This window comes from Sphingopyxis sp., assembly GCF_040216815.1.
Classification (GTDB): Bacteria; Pseudomonadota; Alphaproteobacteria; order Sphingomonadales; family Sphingomonadaceae; genus Sphingopyxis.
On the sequence record NZ_JAVJOJ010000011.1, the window covers coordinates 288,208 to 312,439 of the forward strand.

20 protein-coding genes and 1 tRNA gene are annotated in these 24,232 nt (G+C 64.2%); 9 read left to right on the forward strand and 12 right to left on the reverse strand.

The features are described 5' to 3' along the window. The first annotated feature begins 23 nt into the window (after positions 1-23). The 8 genes from RIA72_RS16310 (at position 24) to RIA72_RS16345 (ending at position 8,048) form a co-directional block, all read left to right on the forward strand. Positions 24-1,739: a DNA polymerase III subunit gamma/tau gene (locus tag RIA72_RS16310; RefSeq protein WP_350033118.1), complete on the forward strand. Its 1,716-nt coding sequence runs from the start codon at positions 24-26 to the stop codon at positions 1,737-1,739. Next, positions 1,736-2,071, forward strand: a complete 336-nt coding sequence (locus tag RIA72_RS16315) for a YbaB/EbfC family nucleoid-associated protein (protein WP_338425640.1) — start codon at positions 1,736-1,738, stop codon at positions 2,069-2,071. Before RIA72_RS16310 ends, RIA72_RS16315 begins: the two co-directional genes overlap by 4 nt. Positions 2,072-2,313: 242 nt before the next feature. Continuing rightward, the gene (lon, locus tag RIA72_RS16320; protein ID WP_350033119.1) at positions 2,314-4,710 is read left to right on the forward strand and encodes an endopeptidase La; all 2,397 of its coding nucleotides are present in this window, start codon (positions 2,314-2,316) and stop codon (positions 4,708-4,710) included. A gap of 169 nt (positions 4,711-4,879) precedes the next feature. Then, complete coding sequence (locus RIA72_RS16325; RefSeq protein ID WP_037510426.1) at positions 4,880-5,152, forward strand: HU family DNA-binding protein; 273 nt, start codon at positions 4,880-4,882, stop codon at positions 5,150-5,152. 163 nt (positions 5,153-5,315) lie between these two features. Beyond that, positions 5,316-5,390 (forward strand) — tRNA-Val (locus RIA72_RS16330). 97 nt (positions 5,391-5,487) lie between these two features. Further along, positions 5,488-5,796, forward strand: coding sequence for a hypothetical protein (locus tag RIA72_RS16335; protein WP_350033120.1), 309 nt, complete (start codon positions 5,488-5,490; stop codon positions 5,794-5,796). Between the two features lie 110 nt (positions 5,797-5,906). Further along, positions 5,907-6,572: a response regulator transcription factor gene (locus tag RIA72_RS16340; RefSeq protein ID WP_011541111.1), complete on the forward strand. Its 666-nt coding sequence runs from the start codon at positions 5,907-5,909 to the stop codon at positions 6,570-6,572. Between the two features lie 171 nt (positions 6,573-6,743). After that, positions 6,744-8,048, forward strand: a complete 1,305-nt coding sequence (locus RIA72_RS16345; RefSeq protein WP_502957979.1) for a sensor histidine kinase — start codon at positions 6,744-6,746, stop codon at positions 8,046-8,048. 253 nt (positions 8,049-8,301) lie between these two features. Here RIA72_RS16345 and phoB read toward each other — a convergent pair whose 3' ends face one another. The 9 genes from phoB to gltX all read right to left on the reverse strand — a co-directional run bounded on the left by phoB (position 8,302) and on the right by gltX (position 19,534). Continuing rightward, complete coding sequence (gene phoB, locus RIA72_RS16350) at positions 8,302-9,000, reverse strand: phosphate regulon transcriptional regulator PhoB (RefSeq protein WP_350033122.1); 699 nt, start codon at positions 8,998-9,000, stop codon at positions 8,302-8,304. Further along, positions 9,000-9,722: a phosphate signaling complex protein PhoU gene (gene phoU, locus RIA72_RS16355; RefSeq protein WP_350033123.1), complete on the reverse strand. Its 723-nt coding sequence runs from the start codon at positions 9,720-9,722 to the stop codon at positions 9,000-9,002. The genes phoB and phoU overlap by 1 nt, the downstream gene beginning before the upstream one ends. 25 nt (positions 9,723-9,747) lie before the next feature. Further along, on the reverse strand, positions 9,748-10,530 hold the full coding sequence (gene pstB, locus RIA72_RS16360; RefSeq protein ID WP_350033124.1) for a phosphate ABC transporter ATP-binding protein PstB: 783 nt from the start codon (positions 10,528-10,530) through the stop codon (positions 9,748-9,750). 2 nt (positions 10,531-10,532) lie between these two features. Further along, complete coding sequence (gene pstA, locus RIA72_RS16365) at positions 10,533-11,789, reverse strand: phosphate ABC transporter permease PstA (RefSeq protein WP_350033125.1); 1,257 nt, start codon at positions 11,787-11,789, stop codon at positions 10,533-10,535. Then, a complete protein-coding gene (pstC, locus tag RIA72_RS16370) occupies positions 11,782-13,158 on the reverse strand; it encodes a phosphate ABC transporter permease subunit PstC (RefSeq protein WP_350033126.1) in 1,377 nt (458 codons plus the stop codon). Before pstC ends, pstA begins: the two co-directional genes overlap by 8 nt. 185 nt (positions 13,159-13,343) lie before the next feature. Further along, positions 13,344-14,393 carry a substrate-binding domain-containing protein gene (locus RIA72_RS16375; protein ID WP_350033127.1) on the reverse strand — a complete coding sequence of 350 codons (1,050 nt, stop codon included), beginning with the start codon at positions 14,391-14,393 and terminating at the stop codon, positions 13,344-13,346. A 128-nt stretch (positions 14,394-14,521) separates the two neighbouring features. Further along, entirely contained in the window at positions 14,522-15,982 is a 1,461-nt protein-coding gene (locus RIA72_RS16380; RefSeq protein ID WP_350033128.1) for a DUF8370 family protein, read from the reverse strand. 744 nt (positions 15,983-16,726) lie between these two features. Beyond that, positions 16,727-18,010: a citrate synthase gene (locus RIA72_RS16385; protein WP_350033129.1), complete on the reverse strand. Its 1,284-nt coding sequence runs from the start codon at positions 18,008-18,010 to the stop codon at positions 16,727-16,729. A 39-nt stretch (positions 18,011-18,049) separates the two neighbouring features. Next, on the reverse strand, positions 18,050-19,534 hold the full coding sequence (gltX, locus tag RIA72_RS16390) for a glutamate--tRNA ligase (protein WP_350033130.1): 1,485 nt from the start codon (positions 19,532-19,534) through the stop codon (positions 18,050-18,052). A 59-nt stretch (positions 19,535-19,593) separates the two neighbouring features. Between gltX and RIA72_RS16395 the strand changes: the two genes are divergently transcribed. Continuing rightward, entirely contained in the window at positions 19,594-21,753 is a 2,160-nt protein-coding gene (locus RIA72_RS16395) for a ComEC/Rec2 family competence protein (RefSeq protein WP_350033131.1), read from the forward strand. Here RIA72_RS16395 and lexA read toward each other — a convergent pair. The 3 genes from lexA to moaC all read right to left on the reverse strand — a co-directional run bounded on the left by lexA (position 21,707) and on the right by moaC (position 24,115). Then, positions 21,707-22,390: a transcriptional repressor LexA gene (gene lexA / locus RIA72_RS16400; RefSeq protein ID WP_350033132.1), complete on the reverse strand. Its 684-nt coding sequence runs from the start codon at positions 22,388-22,390 to the stop codon at positions 21,707-21,709. The two genes, RIA72_RS16395 and lexA, sit on opposite strands and share 47 nt — an antisense overlap. A gap of 64 nt (positions 22,391-22,454) precedes the next feature. Next, positions 22,455-23,645: a molybdopterin molybdotransferase MoeA gene (locus tag RIA72_RS16405; protein WP_350033133.1), complete on the reverse strand. Its 1,191-nt coding sequence runs from the start codon at positions 23,643-23,645 to the stop codon at positions 22,455-22,457. Further along, positions 23,642-24,115, reverse strand: coding sequence for a cyclic pyranopterin monophosphate synthase MoaC (gene moaC / locus RIA72_RS16410; protein WP_350033134.1), 474 nt, complete (start codon positions 24,113-24,115; stop codon positions 23,642-23,644). The genes RIA72_RS16405 and moaC overlap by 4 nt, the downstream gene beginning before the upstream one ends. Positions 24,116-24,232: the final 117 nt, after the last annotated feature.

Genomic DNA, 24,232 nt, shown 5'->3' on the forward strand with positions numbered 1-24,232 from the left:
CCGCCGCCCCCTAAGACGGGGCCATGAGCGATTCCGCCGACGACGAACCCCCGATGCTGGGCATGGACTTGCCCGAGACGCCTGCGCCGGCGGCATCGTCCGGCCCTTATCGCGTCCTCGCCCGCAAATATCGCCCGCAGACCTTCGCCGAACTGATCGGGCAGGATGCGATGGTGAAGACGCTGGGCAACGCCATTGCGCGCGACCGGCTGGCGCACGCCTTTTTGATGACCGGCGTTCGCGGGGTCGGCAAAACCTCGACCGCGCGCCTGATCGCGAAGGCGCTCAACTGCATCGGCCCCGACGGGCAGGGAGGGCCGACGATCGACCCGTGCGGCGTGTGCGAGCCGTGCCGCGCGATTACCGAGGGGCGCCATATCGACGTGATCGAAATGGACGCGGCGTCGAACACCGGCGTCGATGACGTGCGCGAGATTATCGAGGCGGTGCGCTATGCCGCCGTCTCGGCGCGCTACAAGATCTACATCGTCGACGAAGTGCATATGCTTTCGCGCAATGCCTTCAATGCGCTGTTGAAAACGCTCGAAGAACCGCCGCCGCACGTCAAATTTCTGTTCGCGACGACCGAAGTGAACAAGGTGCCGGTGACGGTACTCTCGCGCTGCCAGCGCTTCGACCTGCGCCGCATCACCCCCGACATGTTGTTCGCGCACTTCAGCGCGATTTTGCAGAAGGAGGGCGTGGAGGCCGAGGCGCCCGCGATCTGGCTGATCGCGAGCGCCGCCGAAGGATCGGTGCGCGACGGGCTGTCGATTCTCGATCAGGCGATCGCGCACGCCGACCTCGACGGCGGCGTCAAGGTCAGCGCCGATCAGGTGCGCACGATGCTCGGCCTGTCCGACCGCTCGTCGATCGCGCAGCTGATGGCGGCGATTCTCGAAGGCAATAGCGGCGGTGCGATCGACCTGGCGCGCGCGCAATATGCGCTCGGGATCGAACCCGTCGCGATGGTGCGCGGGCTGATGGATCTCACCCACGCGGTCACGCTCGCGAAAGTGTCGCGGCACGACGACCCTGCGCTCGCGGAGGCCGACCGCGAGCGCATCACGGATTGGGCGCAGAAGCTGGGCTTCGCGCCCCTGAACCGGCTGTGGCAGCTGCTGCTCAAGGGGCATGACGAGGTGCTGCGAGCGAACAATCCGCTCGAACATCTCGAAATGCTGCTGCTGCGCGTCATCTACGCCGCCTCGCTCCCCGATCCGGGTGAGCTAGCGAAATTGCTCGAATCGGGCGGTGTCCCGGCCATGCCCGTCGCCGCCCCTGCTGCGCCGACCGCTCCGGGCGCACCCGCCGGGCAGGAGGGCGCGGCGACAGAGGCCGCGTCACCCGCCGAGGCTGCGGCAACTGCGCTGACCATTGCCCAGATTCACCAGCTCCTCGAAAGTACGGGAAATCATCAGCTTGCACGGCAGGTTTACGACGACCTTCGGTTGCTGGAACTCGAACCGGGTCGCCTGATTTACGCGCCTGTGTCCGCTCTCGATGGCGATTTCGCGCGGCGGCTGGGCGAGGCGCTGTTCAACCAGACCGGCAGCCGCTGGCAGGTCCGCGCGGGCGAAGGCGAAGGGCGGCCGAGCCTTGGCCAGATGAAAGCGGCGCAGCTCGCCGACAATGACGCGCGCATTCGCGAACTGCCGGTCGTAAAGGCCGCCCTGGCGGCTTTTCCCGACGCCAGGCTTGTCGAAGACGATAATGTTCAGCATAGGGCCAATCCATGAAATCGATCGAAGAAATGATGAAGGCGGCGCAGGAAGCCGCGGCCACCGTGCAGGCGCAGATGCAGGAAGCGCAGGCGAAGCTCGACAGTGTCGAGGTCGAAGGCGTCTCGGGCGGCGGCCTGGTGAAGATCAAGGCGACCGCCAAGGGGCGGATCAAGGCAATCCATATCGACGACAGCCTGATCGTCCCCGCCGACAAGCAGATGCTCGAGGACCTGCTCGCCGCGGCCTTCAACGACGCCCGCGAAAAGGCCGATGCCGCGAGCAACGAGGAAATGGGCAAGATGACGAGCGGCCTGCCGCTGCCGCCAGGGTTCAAACTGCCGTTTTGACCTCATAGTCATCCCGGCGAAGGCCGGGATCTCACGGGTGCATGGGAACGCCATGGCGAGATCGTGTTTCAGAGTCATGTGCCTCTGAACACCCTTCGCCGGGATGACATGTTGGACGAGATGCGATCCCTCCGCCATTCAGCGCTCCTACATTGAACGCGGCGCAAGTTACGCCATATTAGCGATGACCACCTTATAAGAAGGACGCAGCGCCCGGTCGCGGCGCGCGTTCAGGAGCCATAATGACGCAATCTTATCCCCTTCTCCCGCTGCGCGACATCGTCGTTTTTCCGCACATGATCGTGCCGCTGTTCGTCGGCCGCGACCGTTCGGTCGCCGCGCTCGAGGTCGCGATGGAGGCGGGCAAGGAAATTTTCCTCGTGGCACAGCTCGATCCGGGCGAGGACGATCCGCAGCGCGACGACCTTTATGATGTTGGCGTGATCGCCACGGTTTTACAGCTGTTGAAGCTGCCCGACGGCACCGTCCGCGTGCTGGTCGAGGGCAAGGAGCGCGCGAAACTGCTGGCGCTCACCGACGCCGACAAGGCCGTGATGGCGAGCGTCAAGCCGATTGCCGACACGGTAGACGACAGCGTCGATACCGCCGCGCTGATGCGCTCGGTCGTAGACCAGTTCGAAAATTACGCGAAGCTCAATAAAAAGATGCCCGCCGAAACCGCGGTGCAGCTGTCGCAGATCGACGACGCCTCGCGCCTCGCCGACTCGGTCGCGGGCAATCTCAATATCAAGGTCGCCGACAAGCAGGCGCTGCTCGTCGAGGATGCGCCGTCGAAGCGGCTTGAAATGGTGTTCGCCTTCATGGAGGGCGAGCTCGGCGTGCTGCAGGTCGAAAAGAAGATCCGCGGCCGCGTGAAGCGCCAGATGGAAAAGAGCCAGCGCGAATATTATCTCAACGAACAATTGAAGGCGATCCAGCGCGAACTGGGCAACGACAATGGCGAGGGCGGCGACGACCTTGCCGAGCTTCAGCTCAAGGTCGACAGCCTCAAAATGTCGAAGGAGGCGAAGGCCAAGGCCAATGCCGAGCTGAAGAAGCTGCGCGCAATGGCGCCGATGTCGGCCGAAGCGACGGTGGTGCGCAACTATCTCGACACGCTGATCGGCCTGCCATGGGGCAAGAAGTCGAAGCTCAAGAAGGATATCGCGAAGGCGCAGGCCGTCCTCGACGACGACCATTATGCGCTCGAAAAGGTCAAGGACCGGATCGTCGAATATCTGGCGGTGCAGGCGCGCACCAACAAGCTGAAGGGCCCGATCCTGTGCCTCGTCGGCCCTCCGGGCGTTGGCAAGACGTCGCTCGGTCGTTCGATCGCCAAGGCGACGGGCCGCCAGTTCGTACGCCAGTCGCTGGGCGGCGTGCGCGACGAGGCCGAGATTCGCGGCCACCGCCGCACCTATATCGGCTCGCTGCCGGGCAAGATCGTCACCAACCTTAAAAAAGCGGGCGCGATGAACCCGCTGTTCCTGCTCGACGAGATCGACAAGCTGGGCCAGGATTTCCGCGGCGATCCGGCATCGGCGCTGCTCGAGGTGCTCGATCCCGAACAGAATGCGAAATTCCAGGATCATTATCTGGAAATCGACGTCGACCTTTCGGACATCATGTTCGTCACGACGGCGAATTCCTTGAACCTGCCGCAGCCTTTGCTCGACCGCATGGAGATCATCCGGCTCGAAGGCTATACCGAGGACGAAAAGGTCGAGATCGCCCGGCGCCACCTGATCGCCAAGCAGGTCGAGGCGCATGGCCTGAAGGACGGCGAGTTCGAGCTGACCGAAGAGGGTCTGCGCGACCTCATCCGCTATTACACGCGCGAAGCGGGCGTCCGCACGCTCGAGCGCGAGATCGCGCGGCTGGCGCGCAAGGCGCTGCGCAAGATATTGGAGGGCAAGGCGGACAGCGTGACGATCACGCCCGACAACCTCTCCGAATTTTCGGGCGTGCGGAAATTCCGTCACGGCGTGTCGGACCGCGAGGATCAGGTCGGCGCCGTCACCGGCCTTGCCTGGACCGAAGTGGGCGGCGAGTTGTTGACGATCGAGGCGGTTACCGCGTCGGGCAAGGGCCAGGTCAAGACGACCGGCAAGCTCGGTGAGGTGATGACCGAATCGGTGCAGGCGGCGCTGTCGTTCGTAAAGGCGCGCGCGCCCGCCTACGGGATCAAGCCCAGCCTGTTCGCGCGCAAGGACATCCATATCCACCTTCCCGAAGGCGCGGTGCCCAAGGACGGCCCTTCGGCGGGTGTTGGCATGGTCACGGCGATGGTCTCGACGCTCACCGGCATCGCGGTGCGCAAGGACGTCGCAATGACCGGCGAGGTGACGCTGCGCGGCCGCGTGCTCGCGATCGGGGGCCTCAAGGAAAAGCTGCTCGCGGCGCTCCGCGGGGGGATCACGACCGTGCTCATTCCCGAAGAGAATGAAAAGGATCTGGTCGAAATCCCGGCGAACATCACCGAAAAGCTGAAGGTCATTCCCGTCAGCCATGTCGATCAGGTGCTCGCCGAAGCCCTGGTTTCGCCGGTCGAACCGATCGAATGGACCGAGGCCGACGAACTTGCGGCCTCGCCGCCGATCGGCGCCGGGGGCGATCCCGAAAGCGCGATTCGGCACTGACTCGCCGGCCGCCGAGGGGGCGTTCGTCCCAAATTCGTCGCATAATCGGCGATTTGGGACGTTTTTCTGCCTTTTTTGCTTTGACAAGCCGGGGTCAAACATCGTTAGTGGCGCGCCATGGCTTCGGGCCATGAGAATCATTCAACCATAATGCAGGGGTTCCTTAGGCATGAACAAACAAGACCTGATCGCCGCCGTCGCCGATTCGAGCGGCCTGACCAAGGGTGATGCCAGCAAGGCCGTCGAAGCCGTCTTCGACGCGATCACCGGCTCGCTGAAGAAGGGCGGCGAAGTCCGTCTCGTCGGCTTCGGTACCTTCGCGGTCAGCAAGCGCAAGGCATCGACCGGCCGCAACCCGCGCACCGGCGAAACGATGACCATCGCGGCGTCGAACCAGCCGAAGTTCAAGGCCGGCAAGGCCCTCAAGGACGCCGTCAACTAAGGTTGGCGGCTTTTCTTGTCGAACATATCTCGGGCCGCGGCGCAAGCTGCGGCCCGTTTTGCATCGATGACCGGATTTTCGGGCAAATGGGCGTTGCATTCGCCGCGTCAGCGGCTATGGACGTCCGGCTTTCGGACCGCGGACCTGTTTTCCGCACCGGGACGGGCGCGTAGCTCAGCGGTAGAGCACACCCTTCACACGGGTGGGGTCACAGGTTCAATCCCTGTCGCGCCCACCATGGCCCCGGCGCCATGGATCAACCGGTCCCGAACCCGAACCACGGCTGACGCGCCCATTCATCGGCTATTCAATGCTCGCGCGATAGAGAAACGGCCATGATCCGCACCCTGACCTTTTCGCTCCTTTCGGGATTGCTGCTCGCCGCGGCGGCACCTGCGGACGCGCGCGGCGATCGCGACCAGCGGCATCTGCGCGAGGCGGCGGCGCAGGGGCAGGTGGTGCCGCTCGGCAAGCTGATCGCCGACGTGCGGTCGCGCCCGCCCTATAGCGAGATGAGCTTTCTCGGCGGACCGCAGTTCGACGCTGAACGGATGATCTACAAGCTCAAATTCATGGACGGCAGCCAGGTCGTCGTCGTCTATGTCGACGCACGCACCGGCCGCATCGTCGGCCGCAACCCCTGACACAGCAGCAAAGGCGGACTCGCAACCAAATTTTGCGATGGACGTCCGGACTTGATACATAGTCGAAACATGCCGCCGGCCGCGCCGGTGTGCAAAGGAAAGGCGCCCGAATGCGGATTTTGATTGTCGAGGACGAACCCACGCTGGGGCCGCAGCTCAAAGCGACGCTGGAGGGCGCGGGTTATGCCGTGGACCTTGCGACTGATGGCGAGGACGGGCATTTTCTGGGCTCGACCGAAACCTATGACGCCGCGATCCTCGACCTTGGCCTGCCCGAGATCGACGGGCTGACCGTGCTCGACCGCTGGCGCCGCGAAAAGCGCAATTTCCCCGTGCTCGTTTTGACCGCGCGCGACAGCTGGTCGGACAAGGTCGCGGGCCTCGACGCCGGCGCCGACGATTATCTCGCCAAGCCGTTCCAGACCGAAGAACTGATCGCGCGGCTGCGCGCGCTCATCCGCCGCGCGTCGGGCAATGCGTCGAGCGAGCTGACTGCGGGCGATGTGCGGCTCGACACGCGGTCGGGCCGTGTCACGCTCGCGGGTGAGCCGGTGAAGCTGACCGCGCAGGAATATAAGCTCCTGTCCTACCTGCTCCATCACAAGGGCAAGGTCGTGTCGCGAACCGAATTGATCGAACATATTTACGATCAGGATTTCGACCGCGATTCGAACACGATCGAGGTGTTCGTGACGCGCATCCGCAAAAAGCTGGGGGCCGACATCATCACCACCATCCGCGGACTCGGCTACCAGCTCGACGACCCGCAGGGTTGAAGTGGGCTGTCCCCTTTCTTTTGCCGTCATCCCGGCGAAAGCCGGGATCTCGCCGGTGCGTCATTCTGCTAGGGCGAGATCCCGGCCTTCGCCGGGATGACGGAGGATGAAAGGGCGGAGGCTTTGGATCCCGCCTTGACCAACCGCATGACCGGTTCGCTCGCGCGGCGCATGATCGCGATCGCGGCGCTGTGGATTTCGGTGCTTCTGATCGGCGGCGGCTTTGCGCTCGACCGGGTGTTGACCAGCGCGATCACCCGCAATTTCGATTCGAGCCTCGAATATGTCCTGATCGCGATGATCCGTTCGTCGGAAATCGGCCCCGATGGCGAGGTGCGGTTGATCGAACCGCTCGGCGACCAGCGGTTTCTGGAGCCTTACAGCGGGCTTTACTGGCAGATCAGCGGCGGCGGGCAGGAACCCTATCGCTCGCGGTCGCTGTGGGAACGGACGCTGAAGGCGCCGACGCCGCACATCGACGACCAGATCCACACCTATGACAGCGACCAGTTTCCCGAAGAGGAACTGCGCATCCTCGAACGCAATGTCATCCTGCCCGGCAGCGAGGTGAGCTGGCGTTACCAGATCGCGCAATCGCGCGAGGCGCTGGATGTTCAGGTCGGGGCGGTGCGCAAGACGCTGATCCCCAGCCTCGCCCTGCTCGGCCTCGGCCTCATCATTCTCGCGGCGCTCCAGACCTTTTACGGCCTCTGGCCGCTGCGCCACATCCGGCGCGCGATTGCGGCGATGCGCGGGGGGCAGAACCGCCGCGTCGATGCGCCGCTGCCGCTCGAGGTGCAGCCGATGGTCGACGAACTCAACGCGCTGCTCGCGCATAATGAGAAACAGGCAGAGGAAGCGCGGCTCCACGCCGGTAATCTCGCACACGCGCTGAAGACCCCGCTCACCGTGCTCGTGAACAGCGCGACCAGCTCCGATTCCGAACTCGCCGAGACGGTGCGGCGCGAAGCGGCGACGATGCAGCGGCAGGTCGACCATCACCTTGCCCGCGCGCGCGCGGTCGGGCGGCGCGGCGCGGCGCAGGCGCGCGCGGTGGTGTGGGACAGCGTCCAGAGCGTGTCGCGCGCGGTCGCGGCGCTCTATCCCGACGCGCGGCTCGACGCCGCGGGCGACCGGGCTTTGGTGGTGCAAGTCGAGCGCCAGGACCTCGACGAACTGGTCGGCAATCTGCTCGAAAATGCGGCCAAATATGGTGGCGGCAGCGTTTTCGTGACGATCGGCCGCGACGGGGCGATGGCGGAGATCATCGTCGAGGACGACGGCGCCGGAATCTCGCCCGCCGACCGCACGCGCATCTTCGACCGCGGCGTCCGGCTGGACAGCGGCAAGCCGGGGACCGGCCTCGGCCTCGCGATTGTCCGCGATGTGGCCGAAATCTATGGCGGCACGATCACGCTGGAAGAGAGCGAGGATCTGGGCGGTTTGCTGGTGCGGCTACGCTTGCCTGCGGGGTAGCGGGCGTCGGCTTTGGGGTGGGAAGCCGACCTTCCCTTATCCGTCATCCCGGCGAAGGCCGGGATCTCAACCCTGCTGAAAACCGATAGGGTGAGATCGTGTTTCAGAGTCACGTGCCTCTGAACACCCTTCGCCGGGATGACGATAGAGTTGAGGGCAGCTTTCGGTCGTTTTCGGACATTCGCCAACTTTTGCCAAGGCCGGGATGACGATGAAATTCAGGTCCGCCGCCGCCTGACCCCGGCCATCCCCGTCAAACGCTCTTGCCCGCGTCCAGCGCGTAACCCGCCGATCGCACCGTGCGGATAATGTCGCTCGTGCCGGGCAGGTTGATCGCCTTGCGCAGCCGCCGGATATGCACGTCGACCGTGCGCAGTTCGATGTCGCTGTCCTGGCCCCACACGCTGTCGAGCAATTGCCCGCGCGAAAAGACGCGGCCGGGATGTTCCATGAAATGGCGGAGCAGGCGGAACTCGGTCGGCCCCATCGCGACGACATGCCCAGCCCGCACGACCTTGTGCGCGACCGAATCGAGCTCGATGTCGGCATAGGTCAGCATCTCGCCCGCCAGCGCGGGGCGCAGCCGGCGCAGCACCGCCTGGACGCGCGCGACCAGCTCGCGCGGGCTGAATGGCTTGGTGACATAATCGTCGGCGCCGGTTTCGAGGCCCCGGATGCGGTCCTCTTCCTCGCCGCGTGCGGTGAGCATGATGATCGGTACGTTCGCCGATTTGGGGTTGCGACGAAGACGGCGGCAAACCTCGATGCCGGGCAGGCTTTCGATCATCCAGTCGAGCAGGACGATGTCGGGGACGCGTTCTTCGACCAGCACCAGCGCCTGTTCGCCGTCGGGCGTTTGCCGGACCGAAAATCCCTCGCGCGCGAAATGCCAGACGATGAGCTCGGCGATCGCCTCGTCATCCTCGATCAGCAGCAGGTCGGGCTGGGGCATCAGCCTTGCTCCTTCTCCGCCGCCGCGCTTTCTTCGGGGGTCTCGCCGCGCTCGCGTTCCTCCATATGTTCGCCGGTGACGACATAATAGACCATCTCGGCGATATTGGTCGCATGGTCGCCCATGCGCTCCAGATTCTTGGCGACGAACAGCAGGTGTGCGCTTTCCGAAATATATTTCGGATTTTCCATCATGAAGGTGACGAGCGTGCGAAAGATGCTGTTGTAGAAATCGTCGACATTCTTGTCGCGCACCGTCACGCGCACCGCGAGTTCGGCGTCGCGCGCGGCAAAGCTGTCGAGCGCGTCGTGAACCAGCTCGGCGACGATGTTCGACATCGACATGAGCACCGGGATCGCTTCGATCGATCGCGTCTGGTCCATCAGCGCGACGCGCTTGGCAATATTCTTCGCATAATCGCCGATGCGCTCGACGACCGAAACGATCTTCAGCGCCGCGATCATTTCGCGCAAATCGTCCGCCATCGGCGCCCGGAGCGCGATGGTCTGCACTGCAAGCTGCTCGACCTCGGCCTCCAGCGCGTCGATCTTCTTGTCGTCGCGCACGACCTGCGCCGCAAGGTCAAGATCGCCCTTGCCGAGCGCGGTCATCGCCTGAAGCAGCGCCTGTTCGGCGCGGCCGCCCATCTCGCTGATCAGGCCGCGGAGGCGATTGAGGTCCTCGTCAAAGGCCTTGACCGTATGATCGTTGGTAACTGCCATTGCTTCGTCCTTCTGCGGCTACGGATCAACCATAGCGCCCGGTGATGTAATCCTTGGTGCGTTCCTGCCGCGGGTTGGTGAATATGTCGGTCGTCTTGCCATATTCGACCAGCGTTCCGAGGTGGAAAAAGGCGGTGCGCTGCGACACGCGCGCCGCCTGCTGCATATTGTGGGTGACGATCACGATCGCATATTTTCCGCGCAGTTCGTGGATCAGCTCCTCGATCTTCGCCGTCGCAATCGGGTCGAGCGCCGAACAGGGTTCGTCCATCAAAATGACTTCGGGATCGACCGCGATCGCGCGCGCGATGCACAGCCGCTGCTGCTGGCCGCCCGACAAGGCGGTGCCGCTTTCGCCGAGGCGGTCCTTGACCTCGTCCCACAGGCCCGCGCGCACCAGCGCGCGTTCGACGATGACGTCGAGATCGGCCTTCGACGGGGCAAGCCCGTGGATACGCGGGCCATAGGCGACATTGTCATAGATCGACTTGGGAAAGGGATTGGGTTTCTGGAACACCATGCCGACGCGCGCGCGCAGCTGCACGACGTCCATCGACGGCGCGTAAATATCCTCACCGTCGAGTTCGATCCTGCCCGTGACGCGTGCGCTCGCGACGGTGTCGTTCATGCGGTTGAGCGACCGCAGAAAGGTCGACTTGCCGCACCCCGACGGGCCGATGAAGGCGGTGACGAGGTCGGTGCCGACGTCGATCGACACATCGTTGATCGCCTGCTTTTCGCCATAGAAGACGTTGACGCCTTCGGCCTTCATCTTGGGGTCGGCGATAGTGAGGTCGTCGTTTGTCATGGTCACCAGCGTTTTTCGAATTTGTTGCGAAGATAGATCGCAAAGGCGTTCATCGACAGCAGCACGATGAGCAGCACGATGATCGCGGCGGAGGTCTTCTCGACAAAGCCCCGGTCGACTTCGTCCGACCAGAGGAAGATCTGCATCGGCAGCACGGTCGAGGGCGAACAGATGCCGCCCGGTACGTCGCCGATAAAGGCGCGCATCCCGACGAGCAGCAGCGGCGCGGTTTCGCCCAGCGCGCGCGCCATGCCGATGATCGTGCCCGTGAGGATGCCGGGGAGGGCGAGGGGAAGGACATGGTGGAACACCACCTGCACGGGGCTCGCGCCCACGCCCAGCGCGGCGTCGCGGATCGACGGCGGGACGGCCTTGATCGCGTTACGGCTGGCGATCACGATCACCGGCATCGTCATCAGCGCGAGCGTCAGCCCGCCGACGAGCGGGCTCGCCTGGCACAGCCCGAACCAGTTGATGAACACCGCGAGCGCGAGCAGGCCAAAGATGATCGAGGGCACCGCGGCGAGGTTGTTGATCGACACTTCGATAAGGTCGGTCCAGCGGTTCTTCGGCGCATATTCTTCCAGATAAAGCGCCGCGAGCACCCCGGTCGGAAAGGCGATCAAAAAGGCAATGAAGATCGTCAGCACCGATCCCTTGAGCGCGCCCCATATGCCCGCAACCGCGGGGTCGGTCGCGTCGGCGTTCTTGAAGAAGGGCCAATGGATGCCGGTCGACAGCTTGCCGTCCTTTTCCAGCGCATCGACCCGCGCGCCGAGTTCGCCGCGCGTGCCTTCCTTCGCCATGATGTCGACTTCGGACGCCGCGGGCAGTTCAAAGACGCTGCTGCCGTTCAAAAGCTCGGGATCGGCCTTGATCGCGCTGCGCACCTCTTTCCAGGCGTTTTCGGAAATCAGCTCTGCCCCGCCGTCGCCCAGCGCCTCGTCGGCGGCAAAATCGACGATGTCGGCGAGCCCCGCGTTCGCGATCAGCTGGTCGGCGTCGGCATCGTCCAGCCGCGCGGTGTCGACGGTCAGCGGGGTCGACTTGAAATCGATCGGCACCGCGACATGCGTATAGATAAAGCCGCGCGCGCCGTTCCCGACCATCACGAACAGCAGGAACGCCAGGAACGCGCCCGACAGCAGCACCGCGCCCAGCCCCATCAGCTTGAACCGGCGTTCGGCGGCATAGCGGCCCGCGATGCGTTTCTGCATCGCCGCGGCCTTCCAGTCGGTCGGGGTGGTGTCCCTATTCATAAGCTTCGCGATACTTTTTGACGATCCGCAGCGCGGCGATGTTGAGCAACAGCGTGACGATGAAGAGCACGAGGCCGAGCGCAAAGGCGGCGAGCGTCTTGGCGCTGTCGAATTCCTGGTCGCCCGTCAGCAATTTCACGATCTGCGCCGTCACCGTGGTGACGCTGGCAAAGGGGTTGGCGGTCATGTTCGCCGACAGACCCGCGGCCATGACGACGATCATCGTTTCGCCGATCGCGCGGCTGACCGCGAGCAGGATGCCGCCCATCACGCCGGGCAGCGCGGCGGGGATCAGCACCTGGCGGATCGTTTCGTTCGGCGTCGCCCCCAATGCGAGGCTGCCGTCGCGCATCGCCTGCGGCACCGCGTTGATGCTGTCGTCGGCCATCGAGGAGACGAAGGGAATGATCATCACCCCCATCACGATCCCCGCGGCGAGCGCGCTTTCGGTCGAGGCATTGGGAATGCCGATCATCACCGCAAACTCGCGCAGCGCCGGGGCGACCGTCAGCGCGGCGAAATAGCCGTAAACGACCGTCGGCACCCCCGCGAGGATCTCGAGGCACGGCTTCACCCATTTGCGCACCGTCGGCGCGGCATATTGGGTGAGGTACACCGCGGTCATCATCCCGATCGGGATCGCGACGATCATCGCGATGATCGCGCCGATCAGCACCGTACCCCAGAACAGCGGGATGCCGCCAAACGTATCGGGCTGCGGCGCACCGCTCTGCGGCGCCCAGTTCGTCCCGAACAAGAGCTCGGCGGGCGAGACAAGGCGGAAGAAGCGGATCGATTCAAAGAGCAACGACAACACGATGCCAAAGGTCGTCAGGATCGCAACGAGCGACGCGAGCAGCAGCACCGCCATCACGATCTTTTCGACGCGGCTTCGCGCGCGGAAATCGGGCTTGATCCGTGTGAAGGCATAAAGCCCGCCCGCGAGCGCGAGCGCGAGCATCGCGGCGATGCCGATCCACGCATAATGGCGTGTCGCGTCGGCATAGGGTTTGACCAGCGGCGCCGCGGCGGGCAGCCGCACATCGGCCTGCTTGCCTTGCGCGACGCTCCGCGCGTCGGAGAGGATCGCCCCGCGCTCGAACCCGAAACTCGGCAGGTTTTGCGCCGCCTCGCTCGCCAGCACCTGATTGGTGATCAGCGCGGGCGACACGCTCGACCAGACCGCGAGGAAAATCGCCGCGGGCGCGAACAGCCACAGCGCGACGTACCAGCCATGATATTGCGGCCGCGAATGCAGCTTCGCCCCCGCGCGCCCCGCGAGCAGCTTCGACCGCGCGCGCCCGGCCAGCCAGCCGATCAGCGCAAGGCCCGCAATCAAAAGCAAAAGGGCGGCGGCGTTGAAGGTCACTTATGTCCCCGTGTGTCCAACGCGTTGCGTCGGAGCCTGGCTCGATGCTTATCCCTCACATGTTCCCCCGCGAAGGCGGGGGCCCATCTCCCATGCTGTCGCCTTATACGACGGGCGCGGGAGAGTGCGAGGGCAGGTGATGGACCCCCGCCTTCGCGGGGGAACATCGGGCGGCGGAAGAGAGCTTATTTCAGCTCGCTGCCATCCAGCACGGTCATCGCGGTGCCCGCGGCGGCGGCCTTGTCGGCGACATCCTTCGGCGACACGATCAGCCCCTTGGCGTTGAGGTATCCGCCGTCGGCCGCGCCCTTCAGGAACTCGGCGACAAATTCGGCCAGCCCGGGGACGACGCCGACATGCGCCTTCTTCACATAGATGAACAGCGGGCGCGAACCGGGGTAGCTGCCGTCGGCGATCGCCGCATAGGTCGGCGCGACGCCCTGCACCGGCACCGCCTTGATCTTGTCCTTGTTGGCGTCGAGATAGGAAAAGCCAAAGATGCCGAGGCTCGTCGGATTCTTGTCGAGCTTCGAGATGATCAAATTATCATTCTCGCCCTGCTCGACATAATAGGGCGAACCGCGCAGCGTCGTGCACACCGCCTCGTGCTGGTCCTTGTCGCTGTCCTTCAGCGCCTTCATCTCCGCATTCGCGTCGCACCCGCGGCCCAGGATCAGCTCCTTGAACGCATCATAGGTGCCGCTGGTCGACGGCGGGCCGAAAACCGAGATCGCGACCGCGGGCAGCGCGGGGTTGACGTCTTTCCACGTCTTCGCGGTGTTCGGCTTGCCATAGGGGTTGGCGGCCAGCGCCTTGTAGACATCTTCCTCGGTCAGCTTGAAACCGGGGCCGCGCGTCGCTTCGCCCAGCGCAATGCCGTCGATGCCGATCTGGATTTCGACGATGTCCTTGACGCCATTCGCCTGGCAGGTGTCGAACTCCTTTTTCTTGATGCGGCGCGATGCGTTCGCGATGTCGGGCGTGTCGCCGCCGACGCCGGCGCAGAAGCGTTCGAAGCCGCCGCCGGTGCCCGTGCTGTCGATCTTCGGCGTCTTGTTGCCCGTCGCTTCGGCGAATTTCTCGCCGACCGCGGTGGCAAAGGGATAGACGGTGGAGGAGCCGACCGCGCTGATATAATCGCGCGCGCCGCCGCCCGAAGACGCCTGATCCTGGCAAGCGGAAAGCGCCAGCGCGCACGTCGCCGCACCAGCGATAAGACCGAATTTCTGCAACATGGAAAGATCCTGTCGGGGGTCGTTACCGAACCAAGCCGCCACCCCCGCGGCGACTCGCTGAGCCGCCAATGGGGGTTTTGTGTGACGTGTTTGTGACAGGGAGTGTCATGGAAGTGTCATGGATTGACTCAGCCTAGTTGATCTCTGAGCTGAGATTGAATGATTTCCGCAAATCTGATTTCACGACCCAGGGGCCCTGCCAAGAGAGCTTCGCAAATATCCTCGTCAGATAAGACAACGACCACACCTTGCTGTGATCGGAACGCGTCAGTGCATCGGGCGATCATGTTCCCCCGATCTTCGACTGATCGGCATGTTACAATACCAAACCGTCCTCTGCGATGATCAAATCTCCCGATCATTTGATCAATTTCTGGATTGGCTATGTCATGCGTGTAATTCTTGCATTCGATCATTATTTCGCGCGCTTGCAGGAACGGATCCTGCCGTAGCCTAGCGAAAATACCTTTGTCCGACGTGTTGTCGAACGTGATGTCTATGCGTTTGCGACCGTCGTTGATTGGGCGTTCCAGCACTGGGTTTGAGAGATTAGGATACAGAATGAAATGAAGTATACCGACGATTAGGGATTGATAATCATTCGCATCGCGATTTCCAGATGGCACTGCCCGTAACGCTTCTACGGCGTGCTTTGCATACTCTATTTCTCGGAAATTCTGTCCTTGTGCAGCGATAATTGCATTTACGCTCGCGGGATTGTGACGGAAGAAGGCGTCCTTGAACTTCTGATAGACTTCTGGGTGCTGGGATGAAAAGTCTGCGATGCTGTTCTTATGTCTAGGGACTTCTTTCTCTATATCTTCCTTGTAGACAATGGGTGTTCGAGACCCGTCCTTCTTTTCTTTAAATCTGACGAGCCGCCCCATGGCTGATAGTTCTCGTTGTCGGATAAAGCTCGCAATAAATCCATCATAGTATCGCTGACTAGCTCTAGTAAAATCTCTCGCATATTTTACATATCGCTTAGGGACTAAAAGTATCTTTCTATTCTTAACAACAGGAATGTAATCGTATCCCTCAGTCCAATCGGCTTCTACAGAATCCCATATCAGGCCGGTCGGCATATAACTATCTATCTCTATCCCATACAGGCTAAATTGATTTTGAGTATATTGTATTAGGTGCCGGCGAACAATATTTGTAGTTATATCAGAAACCTTGTCTGGGCCTATGCCGGGGATGAACATCAGCGCGTCGTTTAAATCTCGAATAAGACCAGTTTGTACGGCCTTGCTTCGTAAAATTGCTTCAAATATCTGTTCTGCTTGCTTTTCTCCGACCCCTCTGCCGCGAGGAAGGCCTTGCGAAAAGCCCATTTGAATTTCGTCCGGTTCTCTGAGGCCTTTGAGGAGCCTAATCCCTAAATCCCAATCTCCTGTGCCCGCAGCATGAAGGACGGCATCAAAAAACTCTTCCAAGTCTTGTGAGCATTGCTCCGCGAACCTTCCTTGGCCCTCATAAAATGCGGCGGGGTCTAGGAACAAAGGGGTATCGGAAAAAAGATCGATGTCTACGAAGTCCAACTCTGGCTGCGTCTTGCCTAGGCCCAAAGCTTTTGAGATTTGCATAGTTATCCTACCTCAATCGCTCACATCGAAAATGTTAGAGAAAGTACTAACTCATCTACGAGAGTTATCAACAGTTGATCTGCTTGCAAATTGTTTCGACGTGTTTGGTACGTAGAGTAGAAAAAATGAACTCGTCACGGGCCACGTAATTCTCACCCCGAACACCGTGGCCGCATGATCACGCTCGGCGCCGACCCCGGATCAAGTCTGGATGACGGCGCGCGGTCGCGCTCCGAGCCGGGGTGACGAATGGAAGCGGGGCAAAAAAAACGCTGTCCTACATGGGGCCGCTGTGCCAGCCTTTGATTCGGCTCTTTCGCATCATGGATATAAGGCTCGTCGCCCGCAGTGGACGCGGCGCGCCCCGCCGTCTTTTCCCGCGCCACGGGGGGCACGGCAGGACAGCGCGCAGGGCTGACCTTTACTGACGTTTGGACGCGGCCCGCGCGCTTCGCCGACGACCGCCACCGTCCGCGCGCTCTCCGCAAGCCCCTGATTTCCCGCGCATGAAGGTGACAAGTTTGACAAGTTAAGCGCGCGGTCGGGTTGGACCTGCCCCCCCCTGTCATCCCGGCGAAGGCCGGGATCTCACCCTCTCGGTTTACCGCACCGACGAGATCCCGGCCTTCGCCGGGATGACGATCAGGGGGAGGGGGATGCGCCGTTCGAGCGGCCAACCGCCCACGAAAAAAGGGGCCGCAACGCGCGGCCCCTTCCTCACATGGCTTGCCGTGCGGCGCTGACTTAACGCTTGTCCACCGGCACATAGGGGCGGTGCGCCGGGCCGGTGTAGAGCTGGCGCGGGCGGCCGATCTTCTGTGCGGGGTCCGAAATCATCTCGTTCCACTGCGCGACCCAGCCGACGGTGCGGGCGAGCGCGAACAGCGCGGTGAACATCGTCGTCGGGAAACCGATCGCCGACAGGATCACGCCCGAATAGAAATCGACATTGGGGAACAGCTTTTTCTCGACGAAATAATCGTCGTTCAGCGCCATTTCCTCGAGCTGCAGCGCGACTTCGAACACCGGGTCGTTGACCTTCAGCGCGTCGAACACCTCGCGCACCGTTTTCTGCATCACCGTCGCGCGCGGGTCGTAATTCTTGTACACGCGGTGGCCGAAACCCATCAGGCGGAACGGGTCGTCCTTGTCCTTTGCACGCGCGATATATTCGGGGATGCGTTCGGGGCGGCCGATCTCGCGCAGCATGTTCAATGCGGCTTCGTTCGCGCCGCCGTGCGCCGGGCCCCACAGGCACGCGATGCCCGCGGCGATGCACGCAAAGGGATTGGCGCCCGACGAGCCCGCCAAGCGGACGGTCGAGGTCGACGCATTCTGCTCATGGTCGGCGTGCAGGATGAAGATGCGGTCGAGCGCGCGTTCGACGGCGGGCACCACCTCATATTCTTCGGCCGGGACGCCGAAGGTCATGCGCAGGAAATTGCCCGTGTAGCTCAGTTTGTTGTCGGGGTATATGAACGGCTGGCCGACCGAATATTTATACGCCATCGCCGCGATCGTCGGCATCTTGGCGATCAGCCGGTGGCTGGCGATCATCCGCTGGTGCGGGTCCTGAATGTCGGTCGAGTCGTGATAGAAGGCGCTCAGCGCACCGACGACGCCGCACATGATCGCCATCGGGTGCGCGTCGCGGCGGAACCCGCGGTAAAAGGTCGCGAGCTGTTCGTGCAGCATCGTGTGGCGGGTGATCGTGCTGTCGAAAGTCTTGAGCTCGTCGGCGTTGGGCAGCTCGCCGTTGAGCAGGAGGTAGCACACCTCCATGAACGACGAATGTTCGGCAAGGTCGCCGATCGCATAGCCGCGATGGAGCAGCACGCCTTCGTCGCCGTCGATATAGGTCAGCTTCGATTCGCAGCTCGCGGTCGAGGTGAAGCCGGGGTCGTAAGTGAAAGCGCCCGTCTGGGCATAGAATTTGCGGATGTCGACCACGTCGGGGCCGACGGTGCCCGACAGGACAGGGCTGTCGACGGTCTTGTCGCCCAGCGTGATTTTCGCGGTGTCGGTCATATTTTCTTCCCTGTTCTGACGGCGGGGATCATGTTGCGGCTACGCCCCTGCCGGATAATGTTGCGCTGCGTCAAGTCGCGCCAGGCTGACTTCACGTCCCAGCAGCAGCAGCACGTCGAAAATTCCCGGCGAAACCGTCCGGCCGGTGAGCGCCGCGCGCAGCGGCTGCGCCAGCTTGCCCAGCCCCAGTTCGGCGGCTTCAGCCTCGGCGCGCACCGCCGCTTCCAGCGCTTCGGCCGTCCAATTGTCGGCGTCCAGCCCGCGCAGCCGCTGCGTCACCGCGGCGAGCAGGCCTTCGGGCGCGGCTTTTAGCACCTCGGCCGCCTTCTCGTCCACCGGCAGCGGGTCGGGGGCGAACAGGAAGGTCGCGCCCTCGGCGATCTCGTCCAGCGTCTTGGCGCGCGGCTTCAGCGCCGCCATCGCACGGGCGAGCAGAGCGCGGTCGCTGTCGGCCAACGTCCGGCCGGCGATCGTTTCGATTCGCGGCGCGACAAGGTCCGCGAGCCGCGCGTCGCCCGCTTCGCGCAGATAATGGCCGTTCAGATTCTCCAGCTTCTTGAAATCGAAGCGCGAGGGCGACCGGCCGACATGATCGAGGTCGAACCATTCGACGGCCTGCGCCCGGCTGATAATCTCGTCGTCGCCATGCCCCCAGCCGAGGCGGAGGAGATAATTGTTCACCGCTTCGGGGAGGTATCCCATCTCGTCGCGGTACGCATCGACGCCCAATGCCCCGTGCCGTTTCGACAGTTTCGCGCCGTCGGCGCCGTGGATCAGCGGGACGTGCGCATAGACGGGCTCGCGCCAGCCCATCGCGCGGATCAGCGCCAGTTGGCGAAAGGCATTGTTGAGGTGGTCGTCGCCGCGGATCACGTGCGTCACGCCCATGTCGTTATCGTCGACGACGACGCTCAGCATATAGGTTGGCGTGCCGTCGCTGCGCAGCAGGATGAAATCGTCGAGTTCGGCATTCTGCACCGTGACCTCGCCCTGCACCTTGTCGGCTATGGTGACGGCGCCGTCCTGCGGCGCGCGGAGGCGCAGGACGTGCGGCGCGGCGGGGTCGCCGTCGTCGCGGTCGCGCCACGGGCTGCGGACGCGGAAGGGCTGGCGCTTTTCCTGCGCCTCGGCGCGCATCGCGGCAAGTTCGTCCTGCGTCAGATAACAGCGATAGGCCGCGCCCCTGGCGAGCAATTCGTGCGCGACCTCGGCGTGGCGCGGCGCGCGCGCGAACTGGAACACGGTCTCGCCGTCCCAGTCGAGTTCCAGCCAGCGCATCCCGTCGAGGATCGCGTCGATCGCCGCGTTGGTCGATCGCGCGCGGTCGGTATCCTCGATACGCAGCAGGAATTTGCCGCCGTGATGCCGCGCGAACAGCCAGTTGAACAGCGCGGTGCGCGCACCGCCGATGTGCAGATAGCCGGTGGGCGAAGGCGCAAAGCGCGTGACCACCGCGGCGCCAGCGGCTTCGCCTGTTACCGGCGCGGCCGATCCGGCCGGATTGGTTGGGTTTTCGGTTGCCACAAAGGCCTCTTTCACTCACTTTGCCGCCCGGTCGAGCGGGGATCGGGGGTGCCCCTAGCATGGCGACAAGTCCGCTTCAAACGCCCATTGCACCCCGCCGCTTGCGCGGCTGGACGCGGCTCGTCGCGGCGCTCGAAACGCGGCTGGAAGCCGAGCGCGATCGTATCGGCCTGTGGCTGCCCGTCGCCTTGGGAGCGGGAATCGCGGCCTGGCTCGCGCTGCCCTATCGAACCCATTGGATCGGTCTTTTGCTGCTTCTGGCGGCGGGGCTGTTCGGCGGGCTGCTGATCGGCTGGCACAATCGCACCGGGCGGGCGGTCGCGGTTGGCTGCAGCGCGATGGCGGCGGGGATATTGCTCATCTGGGCGCGCGCGCTGTGGGTCGCCGCGCCGGTGTTCGCGGCGCCGGCCGTGACCGAATTTTCCGCGGTCGTCGAGCGAGTGGAGCCGCGGCCGGCCAAGGGGCAGGTGCGCATTCTCGTCCAGCCGAGCGAACGCGCCGACCTGCCGCCGCGCATCCGGCTCACCCTGCGGGCCGAGCAGGCGGGCGACCTGGTGGCGGGCGAGGCGGTCGGCGTGCGCGCACGGCTGATGCCGCCGCCGACCGCGAGCCTGCCCGGCGGCTATGATTTCGCGCAGCGTGCCTGGTTCGATGGCATCGGCGCGGTCGGCACGGTACTCGGCGATGTCGTGCGCGCTCCGGGGCGGGCGAGCCGCGAAGCACCGCTGCGCGCGCGGTTGAGCGCGCATATTCAAACGCAGGTCGACGGATCGGCGGGCGGCATCGCAACGGCGTTGGTGACGGGCGATCGCGGCGCGATCGCCGAGGCCGACGAAGAGGCGATGCGGCGGAGCGGCCTTGCGCATTTGCTGTCGATCAGCGGGCTGCACGTCACCGCCGTCGTCGGTTTTGCGATGTTGCTGGCGATGCGATTGCTCGCGCTCAGCCCACGGCTTGCGCTCGCCGGTTATGTCCTGCCGTTCGCGGCGGCGGCGGGCGCGCTCGCAGGCGGGGGCTATACGCTGCTTGCCGGGGCCGAGGTGCCGACACTCCGGTCGTTCATCGCGGCGCTGCTGGTGCTCATCGCGTTCCTCATGGGGCGCGAAGCCTTGACCTTGCGGCTCATCGCGGCGGGCGCGCTTGTCGTGCTGCTCTGGCGGCCCGAGGCGCTGGCGGGGCCTAGTTTCCAGCTGAGCTTTGCCGCGGTGACGGCGATCGTCGCGCTCCATGAAAATCCCGCGATGCAGGCCTTTCTGGCCCGCCGCGACGAATCGCCCCTGATCCGCCTGGGGCGCGGGGTCGCGGGTTTGCTCGCCACCGGTCTTGTCGTCGAGGTTGCGCTGGCGCCGATCGCGCTCTTCCATTTTCACAAGGCGGGCCTCTACGGCGCGCTCGCCAATGTCATTGCGATCCCGCTGACAACCTTTGTCGTGATGCCGGCCGAAGCGCTGGCGCTGTTGTTCGACAGCTTCGGGCTCGGCGCGCCCTTCTGGTGGGTCGCCGATCACGCGCTGCGGCTGCTGATCGCACTCGCACATGCGGTCGCCGACGCGCCGGGCGCGGTGACGACGCTGCCCAGTTTTCCGCCGTGGGGTTTTGGCCTGGCATCGTTCGGCGGGCTCTGGATTCTCGTCTGGAAAACGCGCTGGCGCCGCCTGGGACTCATTCCCTTGGCCGTGGGAATGACGGTGTTGCTGGCGCAGCCGCGCCCTGACCTGCTCGTGACCGGCGATGGGCGGCATGTCGCTGCGGCGCTGCCCGACGGGCGTTACGCTCTGCTGCGCGATCGTGCGGGGGACTATGTGCGCGACAGCCTGGCCGAAGCGGCCGGAATCGACGTCCCGCTCGGCACGCTCGCAGGTCTCGATCACGTCGAATGCAATCGCGATTTCTGTCGCTGGGTTCAAGGCGAAGGGAGCGCGCGGCGCGTCATTCTGGCGTCGCGCGGCCGCGACCGGATCGACGGCGCGGATATGGCTGCGGCCTGCGCTGCCGCCGATATTGTCATCAGCGATCGTTGGCTGCCGCGCGAATGCGCCGGCCGCTGGCTGACGATCGAGCGCGACAGCCTGACTGAAACCGGCGGACTTGCGCTTTACCTGGGTGACCGGCCAAGGGTCGTCGCAACGCTGCGTTCAGGCGACGAGCATCCCTGGCGCCGCCCGCACCAGGTCAGTGGTAACGACGAAGCAGTCCCGACAAACGCCCTTGCACGATGACGCGCTCGGCGGGGTAGCGTTGCGGCTCATAGGCGCTGTTGGCCGGGTCGAGACGGATCATCGTGCCTTCGCGGCGGAAATATTTGAGCGTCGCATCCTGTCCGTCGACAAGCGCGACGACGATATCGCCTTCGCGCGCGGTATTGGCTTTCTGGATCAGCGCATAATCGCCGTCGAAAATCCCCGCTTCGACCATCGAATCGCCCGACACTTCGAGCGCATAATGTTCGCCCGCACCCAGCAGCGCAGCAGGAACCGCCAGATTGTTGTGATCCTCGAACGCCTCGATCGGCACGCCCGCTGCGATCTTGCCGTGCAGCGGCACCTCGATGATGTCGTTGGCGGCAATCGGCTTCAGCGCGGACGGTGCCTTGCGGAGCGGGACGACATTGTCGCGATTGTCGCTCGCGGCGGATTTCGCCGCCTCGGGCAGTTTCAATACCTCCAGCGCGCGTGCGCGATTGGGAAGGCGGCGGAGGAAGCCCCTTTCTTCCAAGGCACTGATCAGCCGATGAATGCCCGATTTCGACTTGAGGCCAAGCGCCTCCTTCATCTCCTCGAACGACGGCGAGATGCCGCTTGCGTCGAGGCGCTGCTGGATGAAGTGGAGCAGTTCATGCTGCTTCGCGGTCAACATCGGTCGTTCTCCATGATGTCATATCGGACATATTGAGAACGATAGTGGAACAAAGCGGAACTTGTCAAGCGATGGCGATATAGTCCGCGACCTCGCCTGCGCCGCGCGCCGGAGCGTCGATGTCGCGGATCAGCAGCGCGTTGGCCGACGCCAAGGGCAGGGTGCGGCCGCTTTCCTGTCCGATGATCGGCGTGAGGCGGCCGCGTTCGACCCGTGCGCGGAGATAGTCGCGGCGCGTGCCGCCCGCATCCAGCGGCGCGGCGAGCGGTGCGCGCTGAACGGGCGGCAAGGGCGCACGCGCACCCGCGAGGTGGCGCACGAGCGGCAGAAGGAAGAGCGTTGCGGTGACGAAAGCCGAGGAGGGGTTGCCCGGCAGGCCGAGCAGGATCGCATCGCCGAGCGTTCCGGCGATCAGCGGCTTGCCGGGTTTCATCGCGATTTTCCAGAAATCGAGCTGCCCGCCTGCATCGCCCAGCGCGCCGCGGATATGATCGTGATCGCCGACCGACGCGCCGCCAACGGTAACGATGACGTCGTGATGGGCCGCCAAATCCTTCAAAGCCCGCGCGATGGTGGAGCGATCGTCGCCCATGTGGACTGGCCGGACGGCGTCGGCGACATCGCCTGCAAGCATGGCCGCGAGCATGATGCTGTTGCTGTCGGGAATCCGGCCGGGGGCGAGCGGCTGCCCGGGCGGGACCAGCTCGTCCCCGGTGGTCAGGATCGCGACGCGTGGCCGGGCACCGACCGCAATCGTTCCGGCGCCGCTCATCGCTGCGGTGGCCAGGGCGCCGGGGGAGAGGCGCGTGCCCGCCGAAAGCAGCACATCGCCGGCCGCGAAATCGGCGGCGCGCGCGCGGATATGGCGGCCACGGCTGCCCGGCCCCTCGCGGGTCAGCGTGAGCCGATCGCCGTCGCGCGCGACATCTTCCTGCACGACCACCGTGTCGGCGCCCGGCGGGACGAGCGCGCCGGTGAAGATGCGAATCGCCTCGCCGGCGCCCACGCTGCGGTCGGGAATGGCCCCGGCGGCAAGCTCACCCGTCACGGTCCACGGGCCAGGCAGATCGTCGAAACGAATGGCATAGCCGTCCATCGCGGATAAAGGCGCCGCGGGCTGGTCGCGCAGCGCAAGGACATCGGCCGTGAGGTAGCGGCCATAGGCGTCGGCGAGCGCGAGCGTTTCGGCCGCGAGCGGCGCGCGCAGTGCAAGCAGGCGCGCCTGCGCCTCCTCGACAGGAAGCAGCCCACTCATTCGGCGCGCCAGTCGCCCGAGCGGCCGCCGCTCTTTTCGAGGAGTCGAATGTCCCCGATCACCATCGCGCGGTCGAGCGCTTTCGCCATGTCGTAAAGGGTGAGCAGCGCGACCGACGCCGCGGTGAGCGCTTCCATCTCGACGCCCGTTGGCCCGGTTGTCTGCGCGACCGCAGTGACAGCGATGCCATCGTCCTCCCACGCGAAATCCACGCAAACCTTGGTGAGCGCAAGCGGATGGCAAAGCGGGATGAGGTCGGCGGTGCGCTTGGCGGCCATGATGCCCGCGATGCGCGCGGTGGAAAGCACGTCGCCCTTCGGCGCATTGCCGCTCCGAATGGCGTCGAGCGCTTCCGCCGACATGGTGATGCGCCCGCCGGCGGCGGCGCGGCGCGGCGTCGCGGCTTTGGCGCTGACGTCGACCATATGCGCGGCGCCGCTATCGTCGAGATGAGTCGGTTTGAGTGTCATGCAGGGAGCGAAGCAAGGGGCGAGTCGAAAGGCAAGCGTCTTTGAGATATTGCTATGGCATGAGGAATGGGGGCATAGCGTCCCTATGAAGTCCGCGGACTGTACCATCTGAATCGG